This window comes from Streptomyces roseoverticillatus, from assembly GCF_000719265.1.
Classification (GTDB): Bacteria; Actinomycetota; Actinomycetes; order Streptomycetales; family Streptomycetaceae; genus Streptomyces; species Streptomyces roseoverticillatus.
The window spans coordinates 63,941-79,008 of sequence record NZ_JOFL01000019.1; the positions used below are offsets into that span (position 1 = coordinate 63,941).

The window sequence follows — 15,068 nt, forward strand, 5'->3', positions numbered from 1 at the left end:
CCCGCGGCCTGAGCGGTCGCGGGCTCCGTAAAGTGCTTGAAACACGTACTACTACCGGCGGGAGTAGGGAGACCTACCGGCGGGAGTAGTTCGGCGCCTCCACCGTCATCTGGATGTCGTGCGGGTGGCTCTCCTTGAGGCCCGCGGACGTGATGCGGACGAAGGTGCCCTTGTCCTTGAGCTCCTGGATGTTGGCCGAGCCGACATAGCCCATGGAGGCGCGCAGGCCGCCGATGAGCTGGTGGGCCACCGAGCCCAGCGGGCCGCGGTAGGGCACCTGGCCCTCGATGCCCTCGGGCACGAGCTTGTCCTCGGAGAGGACGTTGTCCTGGAAGTAGCGGTCCTTGGAGAAGGAGCGGGCCTGGCCGCGCGACTGCATGGCGCCCAGCGAGCCCATGCCGCGGTAGGACTTGAACTGCTTGCCGTTGATGAAGACCATCTCGCCCGGCGACTCCTCGCAGCCCGCGAGCAGCGAGCCGAGCATCACCGCGTCGGCACCGGCGGCGATCGCCTTGGCGATGTCGCCCGAGTACTGCAGGCCGCCGTCGCCGATCATCGGCACGCCCGCGGCGTGGCACGCCTGCGCGGCCTCGTAGATCGCGGTGACCTGCGGGACGCCGATGCCGGCGACGACACGGGTGGTGCAGATCGAGCCCGGGCCGACGCCGACCTTGACGCCGTCGACACCGGCGTCGATGAGCGCCTGGGCGCCGTCGCGGGTGGCGACGTTGCCTCCGACGACGTCGACGTTGATGTTGGACTTGACCTTGGCGATCATGTCGAGGATGCCGCGGCTGTGGCCGTGGGCGCTGTCGACGACCAGGAAGTCGGCACCGGCCTCGACGAGCGCCTGGGCGCGCTCGTAGGCCTCGTCGCCGACGCCCACGGCGGCACCGACGATCAGGCGGCCCTCGGAGTCCTTGGCGGCGTTCGGGTACTGCTCGGCCTTGACGAAGTCCTTGACCGTGATGAGGCCCTTGAGCACGCCGGCGTCGTCGACCAGCGGCAGCTTCTCGATCTTGTGGCGGCGGAGCAGCTCGATGGCGTCCTCGCCGGAGATCCCGACCTTGCCCGTGACCAGCGGCATCGGCGTCATGACCTCGCGCACCTGGCGGCTGCGGTCCAGCTCGAAGGCCATGTCGCGGTTGGTGACGATGCCGAGCAGCTTGCCGGCGGCGTCGGTGACCGGCACGCCGCTGATGCGGAAGCGCGCACACAAGGCGTCCGCGTCGGCGAGGGTGGCGTCCGGGCGGACCGTGATCGGGTCGGTGACCATGCCGGACTCGGAGCGCTTGACCAGGTCGACCTGGTTGGCCTGGTCCTCGATGGAGAGATTGCGGTGCAGGACGCCCACGCCGCCCTGGCGGGCCATGGCGATGGCCATGCGTGCCTCGGTGACCTTGTCCATCGCCGCCGACATCAGCGGGATGTTCACCCGGACGTTGCGCGAGACCCGGGAGGAGGTGTCGACGGCGTTCGGCAGGACCTCCGAAGCGCCCGGCAGCAGCAGGACGTCGTCGTAAGTCAGACCGAGCATCGCGAATTTCCCGGGCATTCCGTCGACGTTGTCAGTCATGACACCTTCCCAAATGGTCTTGCCCCAGCGCGGACTCCCATGCTAACGGCCGTCACACGTGTCCCATTCCACGACGGCTGAGGATCGCGTCACTTGGAGATTCGTACGAAGAGGGGCTGCCGAGGAGGTGGTGGAGATCCACGCCGCCACGGCCACTGCTCGGCTACTGCTCGGCCAGGGCGCGCAGCCTGCTGAGCGCCCGGTGCTGCGCGACCCGCACCGCACCCGGCGACATGCCCAGCATCTGACCCGTCTCCTCGGCGGTCATACCGATGGCGACGCGCAGCAGGACCAGCTCGCGCTGGTTCTCCGGAAGGCTGGCGAGGAGCTTCTTGGCCCACTCGGCATCGCTGCTGAGCAGGGCCCGCTCCTCCGGCCCGAGCGAATCGTCCGGCTGCTCGGGCATCTCGTCGGAGGGCACGGCCGTGCTGCCGGGGTGGCGCATGGCGGCCCGCTGGAGGTCGGCGACCTTGTGCGCGGCGATGGCCACGACGAAGGCCTCGAAGGGGCGCCCCGTGTCGCGGTAGCGCGGCAGGGCGCACAGGACGGCGAGACAGACCTCCTGCGCGAGGTCGTCCACGAAGTGACGGGCATCACCCGGCAGGCGCGACAGCCGGGTGCGGCAGTAGCGCAGCGCGAGCGGGTGCACCAGGGCGAGCAGATCGTGGGTGGCCCGCCGGTCACCCTCGACAGCGCGGGCGACAAGGGCGCCGATCTCTCCCGGGGCGGCCGCCGCCGGAGGCCCCTTGGTGTCGTCTTCGCGCATCGGTCCATGGTGCCTCGGCGTGGCAGCTTCCTCGGCACCACCCTCGTGGTTGTCCGTAGAACCGTTACGCGTCGGTGTCCTCGCACTCACGTCTAGCGCCTCCCCTTTCGGGTATGCCCGCCCCAGCACTCACGACTCCACCGATAGCTTGTGCCCGCGCCGCGCGGCACGGGGCAAGGCTTTTCCGTCATGAGGTCTCTTGGGGCCGAGTGCGATGCCTCGGCTCCTGCCGGGGAGGAGTCACACTCCAAGGATGCGGCATCCCTCGGAGTTTCGGCGTCGGGCGCCGAGCGGTGGGGCCGCGGTGCGGATCGCCCACGGGGGTGGCGCGCACCGCGACCTCACGACGCTGCGCGCCACGCCGCGCCCTAGCGGACCAGGCCCCAGCGGAAGCCGAGCGCCACGGCGTGCGCCCGGTCCGAGGCACCCAACTTCTTGAAGAGGCGCCTGGCGTGCGTCTTGACGGTGTCCTCCGAGAGGAAGAGCTCCCGCCCGATCTCCGCGTTCGAGCGGCCGTGGCTCATCCCCTCGAGCACCTGGATCTCGCGCGCGGTGAGCGTGGGTGCGGCGCCCATCTCGGCCGAGCGGAGCCGGCGCGGGGCGAGCCGCCAGGTCGGGTCGGCGAGGGCCTGCGTCACGGTGGCCCGCAGCTCGGCGCGCGAGGCGTCCTTGTGCAGGTATCCGCGCGCTCCGGCGGCGACCGCGAGCGCGACACCGTCGAGGTCCTCGGCGACGGTGAGCATGATGATGCGGGCCCCGGGGTCCGCCGACAGCAGCCGGCGAACGGTCTCGACACCGCCGAGTCCGGGCATGCGTACGTCCATCAGAATCAGGTCCGAACGATCGGCTCCCCAGCGGCGGAGGACTTCCTCGCCGTTGGCTGCCGTCGTCACACGCTCGACACCGGGCACGGTCGCCACCGCACGGCGGAGCGCCTCACGGGCAAGCGGGGAATCGTCGCAGACGAGGACGGATGTCATGACCGTCCTCCGCAGCTGATGCGCGTCACCTTGAGCCTCCAGGCTGGTACTGATCGTCACCTGTGCGATCGACGACTCTGGCGCCGGGTCGGACACCTGCCCGACTGCTTCATCCGTCAACCGCCTCCGCCCTCTCAACGACGGTCACCCGAAAGAGTTACGGGGTCGGTCGAGCACGTTCGGCACTCTACGTGAGGGCGTGGACACGGAGCAGGGCGCATTGGGGGCGCCCGCCGCGCCACCCCTGCCACAACCCCGCCCCACCCGCGTCACAACTGCGCTATGCCCCATTTGCCCATGAGGAGCAGTTTTTCTTCCCATTTGCTGGTGTCTATGACTAGATTCGCAATCAGTCATATTTACATCCGCCCGGCAGACCGTTCGCTTCGAGGGGATAGCAATGGCAGATTTCTCCCGGCTTCCCGGTCCCAACGCCGACCTGTGGGACTGGCAGCTCCTGGCAGCCTGCCGCGGGGTCGACAGCTCGCTGTTCTTCCACCCGGAGGGCGAGCGCGGCGCCGCCCGCAGCGCACGCGAGACCTCGGCGAAAGAGGTGTGCATGCGGTGTCCGGTCCGCGCGGAATGCGCGGCGCACGCGCTGGCCGTACGGGAGCCCTACGGCGTGTGGGGCGGCCTCACCGAGGACGAGCGTGAGGAGCTGATGGGCCGCGCGCGACACAGAGCCATCGCCGCGGCCGGCTCGTAAGCGCCACAGCCCGCCCGGCGGATCACCGGACGCGGGGACGCGGGGATCCGGCGCCCCGCCGGACCGCCGCCGTAGGGGTGATGCGCCGTAGCGGCGGGTCTCCTCCGGCCTGCCCTGCCCCGCCGGGCCGCCCCCTCCTGCCCCGGCACAGCGACGCCTGCCGGCGAGTGCCGGACCGCCCGCAACCCCCGGCGAAGGCCCGCCGGAGGCCCTAGCGCCCCGCCGTGCCCGCCAGCTTGTCCAGCATCGCGTCCACCGCCGGCACCCGCGCCAGGTCCGGCAGGGTCAGGGCGACGATCTCACGGTGCACGGCGGGCTCCACCGGAACCACCCGCGCCCCCTTGGGGCGTACGGTCTCCAGCGCCAGCTCCGGCATCACCGCGACGCCCAGCCCCGCGCCGACCAGGCCGAACACGGCCGGATAGTCGTCGGTCGCGAAGTCGATGCGCGGAGTGAAGCCCGCGCTCTCACAGACCTCCACCAGGTGCCGCCGGCAGCGCGGGCAGCCCGCGATCCAGGGCTCCTCGGCCAGGTCGGTGATGCCGATCCGGTCCGCCCCGGCCAGCCGGTGGCCCTCCGGGACGACGCCGATGAGCCGGTCGGTCAGCAGCGGGCGGACGACGAGGTCCTCCCATTCCGCGCTCGCGGCGGGGTCCGAGCCGCGGACGTCCGGGTAGCGGAAGGCCAGCGCGATCTCGCACTCGCCGTCGCGCAGCATCTCCACCGAGCGCGGCGGATCCGCCTCGACCAGGGAGATCTCGGTGCCCGGGTGCGCCGCCCGCATCTGCGCGAGCGCGCCCGGCACGAGCGTCGAGCTGCCGCTGGGGAAGGACACGAGCCGCACGCGGCCCGCCCGCAGCCCGGCGATGGCCGCGATCTCCTCCTCGGCCGCGGTCAGCCCGGCCAGGATTCCGGAGGCGTGCCGGACGAGGGCCGTGCCGGCCTGGGTGAGGCGCATCTCGCGACCCGTGCGCACCAGCAGCGGCGTGCCCGTGGACTGCTCCAGCGCCTTCATCTGCTGACTGACGGCGGGCTGGGTGCAGCCCAGCTCCCGGGCAGCGGCCGAGAACGAACCGGTCAGGGCCACCGCGCGCAGCACCCTCAGATGACGAGCCTCGATCATACGGCGAGCATAAGGCCACCTTGGGGGCGTCGCGAAATAATCGGTGGCGCCTTTGGGTCATCGCCGATTACTCTCAGTTCATGTACTTGCTCTCCGTGAATGTGGGCCGCGCCGGTACGGCGGACATCCCGGGCGTGCCCGGCTTCGAGGCCGGCCTGGCCACCGCGATCGACAAGCGCCCCGTCGACGGCCCGGTCGCCGTGGCCGCTCCCGGCCCCAAGGGCATAGGCGGCAGCGGCCTCGCGGGGGACACGATCGTCAGCCTGCGCCACCACGGCGGGGACGACCAGGCGGTGTACGCGTTCGCGCGCGAGGACCTGGACCGCTGGGAGCAGGAGCTCGGCCGCCCCCTGCCCAACGGCTCCTTCGGCGAGAACCTCACCACCAGCGGAGTCGACGTCAATGGCGCGCGCATAGGTGAGCGTTGGCGCATCGGCCCCGATCTGGTGCTGGAGGTCAGCGCGCCCCGTATCCCCTGCCGTACGTTCGCCACCTGGCTGGGCGAGGCGGGCTGGCTCAAGCGGTTCACCCAGGAGGCAGCCCCCGGCGCCTACCTTCGGGTGATAGAGCCGGGCGAGATCCGCGCGGGGGATCCGGTCACCGTCGTCCACCGCCCGGACCACGAGGTGACGGTGTCCTTCCTCTTCCGTGCGAACACGGTCGAGCGGACGCTGCTCCCCCGCGTTCTGGCAGCCGGGGACGCCCTTCACCCCGAGACACGCAAGAAGGTCCTGGCGTACCAGGCGAGCCTCTGACGGCGCCCCGGGCGGCCGGCCGGTGAGGGCCGGCCGGCGGCCCGAAGGGCTCCGTCCGCTGCCCGGTGACCGTCAATCAGCGCCCGACAAGCCGTCAAAACGTCGTACGGCATCTGCGCGGGCGGCTGCCGGGCTCTACCGTTCCGGTATGACGACTGTTTTGATCACAGGGGCGACGGCCGGGATCGGCGCCGCGTTCGCGCGCCGCCTGGCGGGCGACGGGCACGACCTCGTTCTCGTGGCCCGCGACGAGGAGCGGCTCGGCCGGCACGCGACCGAGCTCCACGACCGGCACGGTGTGGAGGTGGAGATCCTCCCGGCGGACCTCTCCCAGGACGAGGGCATCGAGGCGGTCGAGGCGCGGCTGCGCGACCGCGAGCGCCCGGTGCACCTGCTGGTCAACAACGCCGGGTTCGGCAACAAGGGCGGCTATCTGGAGGTGTCCCTCGCCGACGAGCTCAAGATGCTCAGGGTGCACTGCGAGGCGGTGCTGCGGCTGACGTCCGCGGCGGCCGAGGGGATGCGCGAGCGCAAGCGCGGCGCGGTGGTCAACGTGGCGTCGGTGGCCGCGTTCGTCCCGCGCGGCACGTACGGCGCGAGCAAGTCCTGGGTCGTGCAGTTCACCCAGGGCGCCGCGCGCGACCTGGCCGGGAGCGGGGTGCGGCTGATGGCGCTGTGCCCCGGCTTCGTCCGGACGGAATTCCACCAGCGGGCCGGGATGGGCACGGACAACGTGCCGGGCTGGCTGTGGCTGGACGCCGACAAGGTGGTGACGGCGGCGCTGCGGGACCTGTCGCAGGGCAAGACGCTGTCGGTGCCCGACCCGCGGTACAAGGCCATGACCGGGCTGATGAAGCTGGCACCGCGCAGGGTGGTGTCGCGTGCGTCGTCGACGACGGGCCGCAAGTACGGGCTGAAGTAGCGCGCGGTACGGGCCCTCACCCCCGCTCTCATCCGCACCCTCCCGGGTGATCCCTCCAGGACTAACCTGGACATATCACCCGGGAGGCGCCATGACATTCGTACAGATCATCGACTGTAGGACGAGCCGGTACGAGGACATGAACCGGCTGATGGACGACTGGGTCGCCGCGACCGAGGGGAAGCGGACCGCCACCCACTCGATCGTGGGCAGGGACCGCGCGCAGGACGGCCACTACGTGGAGATCGTGGAGTTCCCGTCCTACGAGGACGCGATGCGCAACTCCAAGCTCCCCGAGACCGACCGGATCTTCGCCGAGATGGTCGCGCTCTGCGACGGGATGCCGGTCTTCACCGACCTCGACGTGGTCCGCGACGAGCAGCTCAACAGGACCACCGCCCGCCGCTTCTTCGAGGACGTGGCGCGGGACGGCGACCTCGCTCTGATGGACGAGCTCTTCACCGCCGACTACCGCGACCACGACATCGGCAAGGAGGAGCCCACCGTCGTGGGCCTGGACGCCATGCGCTCCGACGTCGAGGGCTGGCGGGGCGCGTTCGACTTCGACTTCGCCCTCCACTCCCAGCTCGCCGAGGGCGACGAGGTCGCCACCCGCTGGACCTGGCGCGGCACCCACCAGGGCGACTTCATGGGCCACCAGCCCACCGGGCAGGAAGTGACCATGGAGGGCTCCACCACGTTCCGCTTCCGGGCCGGGAAGATCGCCGAGGGCTGGTGGGTCTACGACATGCTGGGGCTGAAGCGGCAGCTGGAGTCGGGCCCGGTGTAGGCGTCCTCAAGTACTTGAGCGAAGCGCTTGAGCGAAGCACTTGAGAGCGCGGATGTGAACGGCCGGAGCCCGGCACCCACCAGGGGTGCCGGGCTCCGGATCGCTACCGCCGTGCGGCTACCGCTGTCGTGCGGCTACCGCCGCTCCGCGGCGTGAGGTCAGTGCGAGTGACCGTGGCCGTGACCGGCCTCAGCCTCTTCCTCTTCCTTCTTCTCGACGACCAGGGTCTCGGTCGTGAGCAGCAGGGAGGCGATGGAGGCGGCGTTCTCCAGGGCGGAGCGGGTGACCTTGACCGGGTCGATGACGCCGGCCTTCACCAGGTCGCCGTACTCGTTGGTGGCGGCGTTGAAGCCCTGGCCCTTGTCGAGCTCGGCGACCTTGGAGGTGATGACGTAGCCCTCGAGGCCGGCGTTCTCGGCGATCCAGCGCAGCGGCTCGACGGCGGCGCGGCGGACGACGGCGACACCGGTGGCCTCGTCGCCCTCCTTGTCCAGGTTGCCCTCGAGCACCTTGACGGCGTGGACGAGCGCGGAGCCACCACCGGAGACGATGCCCTCCTCGACCGCGGCGCGGGTCGCGGAGATGGCGTCCTCCAGACGGTGCTTCTTCTCCTTGAGCTCGACCTCGGTGGCCGCACCCACGCGGATGACGCAGACGCCACCGGCGAGCTTGGCGAGGCGCTCCTGGAGCTTCTCGCGGTCCCAGTCGGAGTCCGTGGACTCGATCTCGGCCTTGATCTGGGCGACGCGGCCCTGGACGTCGGCGGAGTCGCCGCCGCCGTCGACGATCGTGGTGTCGTCCTTGGTGATGGTCACGCGGCGGGCGGAGCCCAGCACGTCCAGGCCGACCTGGTCGAGCTTGAGGCCGACCTCCTCGGCGACGACGGTGCCGCCGGTCAGGGTGGCCATGTCGCCCAGCATCGCCTTGCGGCGGTCGCCGAAGCCCGGGGCCTTGACGGCCACGGCGTTGAAGGTGCCACGGATCTTGTTGACGACGAGGGTGGAGAGGGCCTCGCCCTCGACGTCCTCGGCGATGATCAGCAGCGGCTTGGAGGAGCCACCCTGGATGATCTTCTCCAGCAGGGGCAGCAGGTCCTGGATGGAGGAGATCTTGCCCTGGTGGATGAGGATGTACGGGTCCTCGAGGACGGCCTCCATGCGCTCCTGGTCGGTGACCATGTAGGGCGACAGGTAACCCTTGTCGAAGGCCATTCCCTCGGTGAAGTCCAGCTCCAGGCCGAAGGTGTTGGACTCCTCGACGGTGATGACACCGTCCTTGCCGACCTTGTCCATCGCCTCGGCGATGAGCTCGCCGACCTGCTTGTCCTGGGCGGACAGGGCGGCGACGGCGGCGATGTCGGCCTTGTCGTCGATCGGGCGGGCGGTCGCGAGCAGCTCGTCGGAGACGGCCTTGACCGCGGCGTCGATGCCCTTCTTCAGGGCGGCCGGGGAGGCGCCGGCGGCGACGTTGCGCAGGCCCTCGCGGACCAGCGCCTGGGCCAGGACGGTCGCGGTGGTGGTGCCGTCACCCGCGATGTCGTTGGTCTTGGTCGCCACCTCCTTGACGAGCTGGGCGCCCAGGTTCTCGAACGGGTCCTCGATCTCGACCTCGCGGGCGATGGTGACGCCGTCGTTGGTGATGGTCGGGGCGCCGAACTTCTTGTCGATGACGACGTTGCGGCCCTTGGGGCCGATCGTCACCTTGACCGTGTCGGCCAGCTTGTTGACACCGCGCTCGAGAGCGCGACGGGCGTCCTCGTCGAACTTCAGGATCTTCGCCATGGTTGCTTCAAGTCCTCTCAAACGAACTGCGCCCCGGACCCCGGCGGCATACACACACGGGAACCAGGGCGCAGATCACATCAAACGGGGTGAATTACTTCTCGATGATCGCGAGCACGTCGCGAGCCGAGAGGACGAGGTACTCGTCACCGTTGTACTTCACCTCGGTGCCGCCGTACTTGCTGTAGAGCACGACGTCGCCGACGCTCACGTCGAGCGGAAGACGCTGACCGTCCTCGAAGCGGCCCGGGCCCACGGCCAGGACGACGCCCTCCTGGGGCTTCTCCTTGGCGGTGTCCGGAATGACCAGGCCAGAGGCCGTGGTCTGCTCGGCGTCGAGCGGCTGGACCACGATGCGGTCCTCGAGCGGCTTGATGGCAACCTTGGAGCTGGCGGTCGTCACGATCCGACCTCCCCCTTCGGAGATTCACGGGGTTATCTGTCTGAGGTGGCGACCAGGTAGATCCGTCGTCGCGGGTGCCGGATTCTGCCCGTCGCTGCGTTTGGCACTCCCGGGTGGAGAGTGCCAACGGAGCCGAGACTATGACGCGGTTAGCACTCGGTCAAGCGGAGTGCCAATTCGCCGTGCGGCGAGCCTGCGGTTCACCCCTGGGGGTAAGCCCCCGGCCGTGCGGGCGTACGCCCACGGCCGGACGAGCCCCGGAGCGACGCGGAAGTGGATCTGCCCGCGGGCCGCGGGTCGTAATCCTCCGGATCCCCCTGTGGTGCTCCTGCAGCGCTCTTGCGGTGCTCCTGCAGCGCTCTTGCGGTGCTCCTGCGGTGCTCCTGCGGTGCTCTACGTGCCCGGCCCGCACCCGGCTCTGCCCGCCCGGGCCTATACGTAGTCCTCCAGACGGGCCACGGTGAAGCCCTGCCGCTCGATGCTGCGCAGCATGTTGGCGACCATCTTGGCCATCGTCGTGCCCTTGAGCTCCGAGGGCCCGCGGAAGTGGGCGAGGACGATGTCGCCGGGGCGCAGCTTGTCGCCCTCCGCGTAGCGCATGTCGTTGATCTGCATCGTCGCCTCCCACAGCAGTAGCGCCTTGACCCCGCAGCCGCCGGCCGCGGCGAGGGTGGCGTCGTTGTAGTTGCCGTAGGGCGGACGGAAAAGGGGCGGCTTGCCGCCGTACCGCTTCTCCAGGACGTCCTGCTGCCCGCAAATCTCGCGGCGCTGGGCGTCGGCGGAGAGGGTGCGCAGGTTGGGGTGGGAGAGCGTGTGGTTGTTGATGCTGTTGCGGTTCCCCTCGCCGCGCAGCTGCTCGAAGTAGCCGTAGCCGGTGCCCGCGCGGGCGATGTCGTCGGTGAGGAACATCGTGAAGGGCAGCTTGAGGTCCTTGGCCATCTTCACGAACTCCGGGTCCTTCTCCGCACCGTCGTCGAAGGTCAGGAAGACGACCTTGTCGTTGGTGGGCACGCGCCGGATCACCTTGGGGGCGGCTCCGGGCTTCAACCCGTCGGTCAGCTTGGCGGAGGGCGGGGCCGGGGGCGCGGCGAGGGGCTTGTCGAGGCCCCAGCGGCGGTAGGCGGCGGCGTCGGGGGCGGAGGAAACGGAGGAGGCCGAGGGCGAGGCCGCCGTGTCCGTACGCGGAGCGGGAGACGCCGCGGGCCCCTTGCCGCCGCCGGAGGAACCGGAGCAGCCGCTGAGGAGCAGGGCCAGCAGGAGCGAGGTGACGGCGGCCGCGCGGGCGGATACCGGGCGGGCGGATACCGCGCGGGCGGCTATCGGACCGGATATAGGGGAGCTCACACCTCCGATTGTTGTGCATGCGTTCGAGCCGAGCAGAAGTCGGGCAGAGGCTGGGCAGAAGGGGCGGCCTGCCCGCGCCCGTCGCGCCCGCCCGTCGGGGGCTGCCCGCCGGAGGCGCTGGGCGAGAATGACCGGGTGCCAGCACCGAACGAATCCCTCACCGCCTTCAGCGCCCTCCTCACTGAAGAGGGCCGGAGCCTGCTCGCCGAGCTGCGCGACCACGACCCGGCCAAGGAGCTGGCCACGGCGACCCGGCTGCGCCGAGACCACCCCGCGGAGCTCGTCTCGGCGGCGCTCGGCATGGCCCGGCTGCGGCAGCGGGCGGTGGCGAAGTTCGGGGCGGAGGACGCGTACCGGATGTTCTTCACGCCGAACGGCGTGGAGCAGTCGACGCGCCGCTCCGTGGCGGACTACCGCGCGGCCCGCTTCGCCGCGCTCGGCATCCGCTCGGTCGCGGACCTGTGCTGCGGCATCGGCGGCGACGCGATCGCGCTGGCCCGGCTGGGCATCCGCGTCCTCGCCGTCGACCGCGACCCGCTGACCTGCGAGGTCGCGCGCGCGAACGCGCAGGCGCTGGGGCTCGCGGAGCTCATCGAGGTGCGCTGCGCGGACGTGGCCGAGGTGGACACCGCGGGCTACGACGCGGTCTTCGTCGACCCGGCACGCCGCGGCGGCCGCGGCCGCATCTTCGACCCGGAGGCGTACTCCCCGCCCCTCTCATGGGCGATCGAAGCCGCCCGCCGCGCCCCGCACGCCGCCCTCAAGATCGCACCCGGGGTGCCGCACGAGGCGATCCCGGACGACGCCGAGGCCGAGTGGATCTCCGACGGGGGCGACGTGAAGGAGGCCGTGCTGTGGTTCGGCACGGCCCCGGGCGCGCGGCGCGCGACGCTGCTGCCGGGCGGTCACTCGCTCGTGGGCGCGGGGCTCCCGGACCCGGCGGTCCGGGCAGTGGGCCGCTATCTGTACGAGCCGGACGGCGCGGTGATCCGCGCGCACCTGGTGGCGGACGTGGCGGCGGAGCTGGGCGACGGCGGCCTGATCGACGAGACGATCGCGTACGTGACGAGCGACGAGCTGCGGGCCACGGACTACGCGTCGGCGTACGAGATCACCGACGTGCTCCCGTTCAACCTGAAGAAGCTGAAGGCGCTGCTGCGAGAGCGGAAGGTGGGGGTCGTGACCGTGAAGAAGCGCGGCTCGGCGATCGAGCCGGAGGAGCTCCGCAAGAAGCTGAAACTCGAAGGGGTGAACTCTTGTCTGATCGTACTCACGCGCGTGGCGGGGGCTCCGACGATGCTGCTGGGGCATCCGGTCCGGGCGTAGCCTGGCATGGGCGACAAGGGAGGCCAGCGATGGCCGCCGATCCCATCACCGAGCCGGTGGACAAGCCTGACCGTTTCCCTGGCCATCCCCGACTTCTACATTCTGCGGCGCAAGCCCACCGAGCTGGACGAGGCATATCGCAAGGCCCACAAGGGCTGAGACGGGCAAGCCGCCAGGGGCCGTCCCCGGAGTGCCCGTCCGGGCGACAGCCAGGGGCCTGCCGAGCGGCGGCCGCCGCCCCGGCCGCCATTGCTCCTACGCTCGCCCCATGACCGAGAACGAGATCAAGCTCAAGGCCATCGCGGCGCTCACCGCCCTGCGCGGGGGTGTCGGGACGGACTACGTTTCCAGCCTGCTCGGCGAGGTCATCCCCGACGAGTTCATGGTGCCGGTCGGCGCGGAGGCGAAAGAGGTCGGGCTCGCGGTGCTCAACCAGCTCTCCGAGCCGATGAGCGCGCTGATCAGCGGCTTGATGGTGGCCTTCGAGGCGGTCGCGGACGCGTACGACGAGACGGCGCCGGAGTCGCCGACGGAAGAGATCCTGCAGACCCTCGCGCTCCAGCTCGCACGCGAATCCGACTGACGTCGGCAGCCGGTCGTATTTCCTGCCAAATGGGCGCTGCGGCGGTCCGTTCGGCGCTAGCGTGCGTCGCGTCCGGGCACGGGGCCCGCTTGGGGACCCGTATTGCGACGAGGGGCGAGCAGGATGCTGAGCGAGGCACTGGTGACGGTGGCCGCCGCGGGCGGCACCGCGGTCGTACAGGCCGCGGGGACGGACGCGTGGACCGGGCTGCGGGAGCGGGTCGCGCGGTGGTTCGGGAGGGGCGACGAGGCGCGCGAGCGGGCGGAGTTGGAGCGGCTCGACCGCACGGCGGGTGTGCTCGCGGCGGCGGATTCCGGTTCCGGTCCCCGTTCCGGTCCCGGTTCCGGCGATGCCGCGCGGGTACGGGACCGCCAGGAGGGCGCCTGGCAGAGCCGTTTCGAATCGCTGCTGGAAGACCTTCCGGCGGAGGAGCGGGAGCCGGTGGCGGAGGAACTGCGGGCTCTGGTGAAGGAATTCGAGACGCCGGTGGAGGCGGGGGCGGGGGCGGGTGGCCAGGTGTCGGGAAAGGTCTTCCGCGGGCCGACGGCGTTCCAGGCGGGTGACAACAACCAGCAGGAGAACCGGTTCGGGGGGCAGTGACCGCGCGGGACGGGGTGCGGAGCGGGGTGCGGGGCAACACCTTCCACGGTGAGGCAGGGCAATTCCTGAACGCTCACGTTGTGCTCCTTTCGGGGGTTCGGATGGACGCTCGGATCGCGTCTGCGCGGCGACGGACCTCCTGCGGCGGGATCGCGTACGTGACGGGCGGTGCCGGTTCGCTGCGGCAGTCGCGGCAGAAGCCGCCCGGCAGCGCCTCCGGGCGGCCCGGTGCCCGGCAGAGCATGCACTCCATGATGCGGATGACCCGGCCCGTGGCGGCCGGTTCCGGTGCCGGGCGTTCCGGAGGGAGCTTCTCCTGGAGGCGGTAGCGCGCCACGGAGGCCGCGTGGTGGACCTCCGGCGGCAGGCCGGCCGTGAGTTCCCGTGCGATGTCCTCCTGGCTCGCTCCCCTGGCCAGCCATTCCTCTGCGAGGGGCTCCAGCGTCTTGCAGTCCCTCGCCGACAGCGTCATCCGCGGATCCATGCGGCCCGCCAACGCCAGCCCCTCGTACGCCTGCGAGCGGGGCGGTTTACCTGCCGCTCGCGGCTGCGACTCCGGCTGCTCCGGAGGCTCCGGACGTGGTTCGGGGCGCGGTTCGGGGCTCGGCTCCGGGCGCGGTCGCGACTCCGGGACGTTTCCCGCCTGGAAGTCCGCCCACCAGTCGTCGTCCCGCGGCGTCCGCGAGAAGTACGTCCTGGTCACCCAGTGGTTGCTGCCGTCGTCACCCCTGGTCCGCTCCGTCACCCTGCGGAGGTGGCCTTCGTCGGTGAGGCGGTGCAGGGCGGTGCGGCAGGCCGCCTGTCCGTAGTCCGGGATGTGCGCCGCAAGGGTTTTCGCATCCATCGCCGCACCTTCGGGCAGACGGTCGATGAATGCGGCGATCGACGCCTCCCGGGCCGGGAGGTGCGCGAAGTCGTTCGAGGTGCGGCGTGCCTGGTCGGGAGCGGTTCGCTTGCCGTAGCCGGGCTTGGCCTTGGGGTGTACGTGTGCGGGACGCGCGTCGGCGTTAGAGTTGGCCTCAGCCATGGGATCGAGGTCCTGTCGATCTTGGTGGTCAAGCCCCGGTTAGGTGTTGGCGCACCTGCCGGGGCTGATTTGTTGCTGCGAACGCTAGAGGGCCGTGACCGTTCGTCGCAACCCGGTCTCCGAAAATGAACTCGTGTGGTATGCGGGGCGGTTGACCACGCGGCGCGCATGCCGCGCACGCGGAAGGGTGGGTGGGTGGGTTATCACCCCACCCATTCCACAGAAAGAGAGCTCGGGGTCCGACACCCGAAGCCCGGAGCGCACGGTCAGGTCTCGCGACCCGTCACGTAGCCCACGAAGGCGGCCCATGCCCGTGCGGGGAAGCCCAGTTGGGCGCCGGGCGCTTGCTTGGAGTCCCGCACGCGCACGGCGCCACCAACCCCCTT

The 15,068-nt window shown here is 70.9% G+C and carries 17 protein-coding genes; 8 read left to right on the top strand and 9 right to left on the bottom strand.

What is annotated here, in order from left to right:
- Positions 1-73: 73 nt before the first annotated feature.
- The 3 genes from guaB to IF61_RS0122675 all read right to left on the bottom strand — a co-directional run bounded on the left by guaB (position 74) and on the right by IF61_RS0122675 (position 3,322).
- The gene (gene guaB, locus IF61_RS0122665; RefSeq protein WP_030368343.1) at positions 74-1,576 is read right to left on the bottom strand and encodes an IMP dehydrogenase; all 1,503 of its coding nucleotides are present in this window, start codon (positions 1,574-1,576) and stop codon (positions 74-76) included.
- Positions 1,577-1,739: 163 nt separating this feature from the next.
- Positions 1,740-2,342 carry a sigma-70 family RNA polymerase sigma factor gene (locus IF61_RS0122670; RefSeq protein ID WP_030368344.1) on the bottom strand — a complete coding sequence of 201 codons (603 nt, stop codon included), beginning with the start codon at positions 2,340-2,342 and terminating at the stop codon, positions 1,740-1,742.
- A 368-nt stretch (positions 2,343-2,710) separates the two neighbouring features.
- On the bottom strand, positions 2,711-3,322 hold the full coding sequence (locus IF61_RS0122675) for a response regulator transcription factor (protein WP_003948568.1): 612 nt from the start codon (positions 3,320-3,322) through the stop codon (positions 2,711-2,713).
- A 400-nt stretch (positions 3,323-3,722) separates the two neighbouring features.
- Here IF61_RS0122675 and IF61_RS0122680 point away from each other — a divergent pair, with 400 nt between their 5' ends.
- Entirely contained in the window at positions 3,723-4,028 is a 306-nt protein-coding gene (locus tag IF61_RS0122680; protein ID WP_030368345.1) for a WhiB family transcriptional regulator, read from the top strand.
- 211 nt (positions 4,029-4,239) lie between these two features.
- Here the strand turns inward: IF61_RS0122680 and IF61_RS0122685 are convergent, their stop codons facing one another.
- On the bottom strand, positions 4,240-5,151 hold the full coding sequence (locus tag IF61_RS0122685; protein ID WP_030368346.1) for a LysR family transcriptional regulator: 912 nt from the start codon (positions 5,149-5,151) through the stop codon (positions 4,240-4,242).
- An 80-nt stretch (positions 5,152-5,231) separates the two neighbouring features.
- Between IF61_RS0122685 and IF61_RS0122690 the strand changes: the two genes are divergently transcribed.
- From IF61_RS0122690 to IF61_RS0122700, 3 genes are all read left to right on the top strand, one after another.
- Positions 5,232-5,906: an MOSC domain-containing protein gene (locus IF61_RS0122690; RefSeq protein ID WP_030368347.1), complete on the top strand. Its 675-nt coding sequence runs from the start codon at positions 5,232-5,234 to the stop codon at positions 5,904-5,906.
- Between the two features lie 148 nt (positions 5,907-6,054).
- The gene (locus IF61_RS0122695) at positions 6,055-6,828 is read left to right on the top strand and encodes an SDR family NAD(P)-dependent oxidoreductase (RefSeq protein ID WP_030368348.1); all 774 of its coding nucleotides are present in this window, start codon (positions 6,055-6,057) and stop codon (positions 6,826-6,828) included.
- Between the two features lie 91 nt (positions 6,829-6,919).
- Positions 6,920-7,618: an ester cyclase gene (locus IF61_RS0122700; protein ID WP_030368349.1), complete on the top strand. Its 699-nt coding sequence runs from the start codon at positions 6,920-6,922 to the stop codon at positions 7,616-7,618.
- 158 nt (positions 7,619-7,776) lie between these two features.
- Here IF61_RS0122700 and groL read toward each other — a convergent pair whose 3' ends face one another.
- The 3 genes from groL to IF61_RS0122715 all read right to left on the bottom strand — a co-directional run bounded on the left by groL (position 7,777) and on the right by IF61_RS0122715 (position 11,146).
- Entirely contained in the window at positions 7,777-9,399 is a 1,623-nt protein-coding gene (gene groL / locus IF61_RS0122705) for a chaperonin GroEL (protein WP_030368350.1), read from the bottom strand.
- 94 nt (positions 9,400-9,493) lie between these two features.
- Positions 9,494-9,802 (bottom strand): co-chaperone GroES, encoded by a 309-nt coding sequence (gene groES, locus IF61_RS0122710; RefSeq protein ID WP_030368351.1) that lies wholly within the window; start codon positions 9,800-9,802, stop codon positions 9,494-9,496.
- A gap of 432 nt (positions 9,803-10,234) precedes the next feature.
- Positions 10,235-11,146 (bottom strand): polysaccharide deacetylase family protein, encoded by a 912-nt coding sequence (locus IF61_RS0122715; protein WP_107043102.1) that lies wholly within the window; start codon positions 11,144-11,146, stop codon positions 10,235-10,237.
- A gap of 135 nt (positions 11,147-11,281) precedes the next feature.
- On the opposite strand from IF61_RS0122715, the gene IF61_RS0122720 reads away from it, so the two are divergent.
- The 4 genes from IF61_RS0122720 (at position 11,282) to IF61_RS33495 (ending at position 13,655) form a co-directional block, all read left to right on the top strand.
- Entirely contained in the window at positions 11,282-12,472 is a 1,191-nt protein-coding gene (locus IF61_RS0122720) for a THUMP-like domain-containing protein (RefSeq protein ID WP_043190255.1), read from the top strand.
- Positions 12,473-12,478: 6 nt separating this feature from the next.
- Entirely contained in the window at positions 12,479-12,631 is a 153-nt protein-coding gene (locus IF61_RS36615) for a hypothetical protein (RefSeq protein WP_211264923.1), read from the top strand.
- Positions 12,632-12,740: 109 nt separating this feature from the next.
- On the top strand, positions 12,741-13,055 hold the full coding sequence (locus IF61_RS0122725) for a hypothetical protein (protein ID WP_030368353.1): 315 nt from the start codon (positions 12,741-12,743) through the stop codon (positions 13,053-13,055).
- Positions 13,056-13,178: 123 nt separating this feature from the next.
- Positions 13,179-13,655 (top strand): hypothetical protein, encoded by a 477-nt coding sequence (locus IF61_RS33495; RefSeq protein ID WP_052392939.1) that lies wholly within the window; start codon positions 13,179-13,181, stop codon positions 13,653-13,655.
- 73 nt (positions 13,656-13,728) lie between these two features.
- Here IF61_RS33495 and IF61_RS0122735 read toward each other — a convergent pair whose 3' ends face one another.
- The gene (locus tag IF61_RS0122735; RefSeq protein ID WP_030368355.1) at positions 13,729-14,682 is read right to left on the bottom strand and encodes a hypothetical protein; all 954 of its coding nucleotides are present in this window, start codon (positions 14,680-14,682) and stop codon (positions 13,729-13,731) included.
- Positions 14,683-14,948: 266 nt separating this feature from the next.
- On the bottom strand, positions 14,949-15,050 hold the full coding sequence (locus IF61_RS37485) for a DUF397 domain-containing protein (RefSeq protein WP_078660418.1): 102 nt from the start codon (positions 15,048-15,050) through the stop codon (positions 14,949-14,951).
- Positions 15,051-15,068 lie beyond the last annotated feature (18 nt).

Bases quoted from the DNA above. Each gene is read 5' to 3' on its own strand.
- guaB (WP_030368343.1), bottom strand. From the start codon at position 1,576: ATGACTGACAACGTCGACGGAATGCCCGGGAAATTCGCGATGCTCGGT.
- IF61_RS0122670 (WP_030368344.1), bottom strand. From the start codon at position 2,342: ATGCGCGAAGACGACACCAAGGGGCCTCCGGCGGCGGCCGCCCCGGGA.
- IF61_RS0122675 (WP_003948568.1), bottom strand. From the start codon at position 3,322: ATGACATCCGTCCTCGTCTGCGACGATTCCCCGCTTGCCCGTGAGGCG.
- IF61_RS0122680 (WP_030368345.1), top strand. From the start codon at position 3,723: ATGGCAGATTTCTCCCGGCTTCCCGGTCCCAACGCCGACCTGTGGGAC.
- IF61_RS0122685 (WP_030368346.1), bottom strand. From the start codon at position 5,151: ATGATCGAGGCTCGTCATCTGAGGGTGCTGCGCGCGGTGGCCCTGACC.
- IF61_RS0122690 (WP_030368347.1), top strand. From the start codon at position 5,232: ATGTACTTGCTCTCCGTGAATGTGGGCCGCGCCGGTACGGCGGACATC.
- IF61_RS0122695 (WP_030368348.1), top strand. From the start codon at position 6,055: ATGACGACTGTTTTGATCACAGGGGCGACGGCCGGGATCGGCGCCGCG.
- IF61_RS0122700 (WP_030368349.1), top strand. From the start codon at position 6,920: ATGACATTCGTACAGATCATCGACTGTAGGACGAGCCGGTACGAGGAC.
- groL (WP_030368350.1), bottom strand. From the start codon at position 9,399: ATGGCGAAGATCCTGAAGTTCGACGAGGACGCCCGTCGCGCTCTCGAG.
- IF61_RS36615 (WP_211264923.1), top strand. From the start codon at position 12,479: ATGGGCGACAAGGGAGGCCAGCGATGGCCGCCGATCCCATCACCGAGC.
- IF61_RS0122725 (WP_030368353.1), top strand. From the start codon at position 12,741: ATGACCGAGAACGAGATCAAGCTCAAGGCCATCGCGGCGCTCACCGCC.
- IF61_RS33495 (WP_052392939.1), top strand. From the start codon at position 13,179: ATGCTGAGCGAGGCACTGGTGACGGTGGCCGCCGCGGGCGGCACCGCG.
- IF61_RS0122735 (WP_030368355.1), bottom strand. From the start codon at position 14,682: ATGGCTGAGGCCAACTCTAACGCCGACGCGCGTCCCGCACACGTACAC.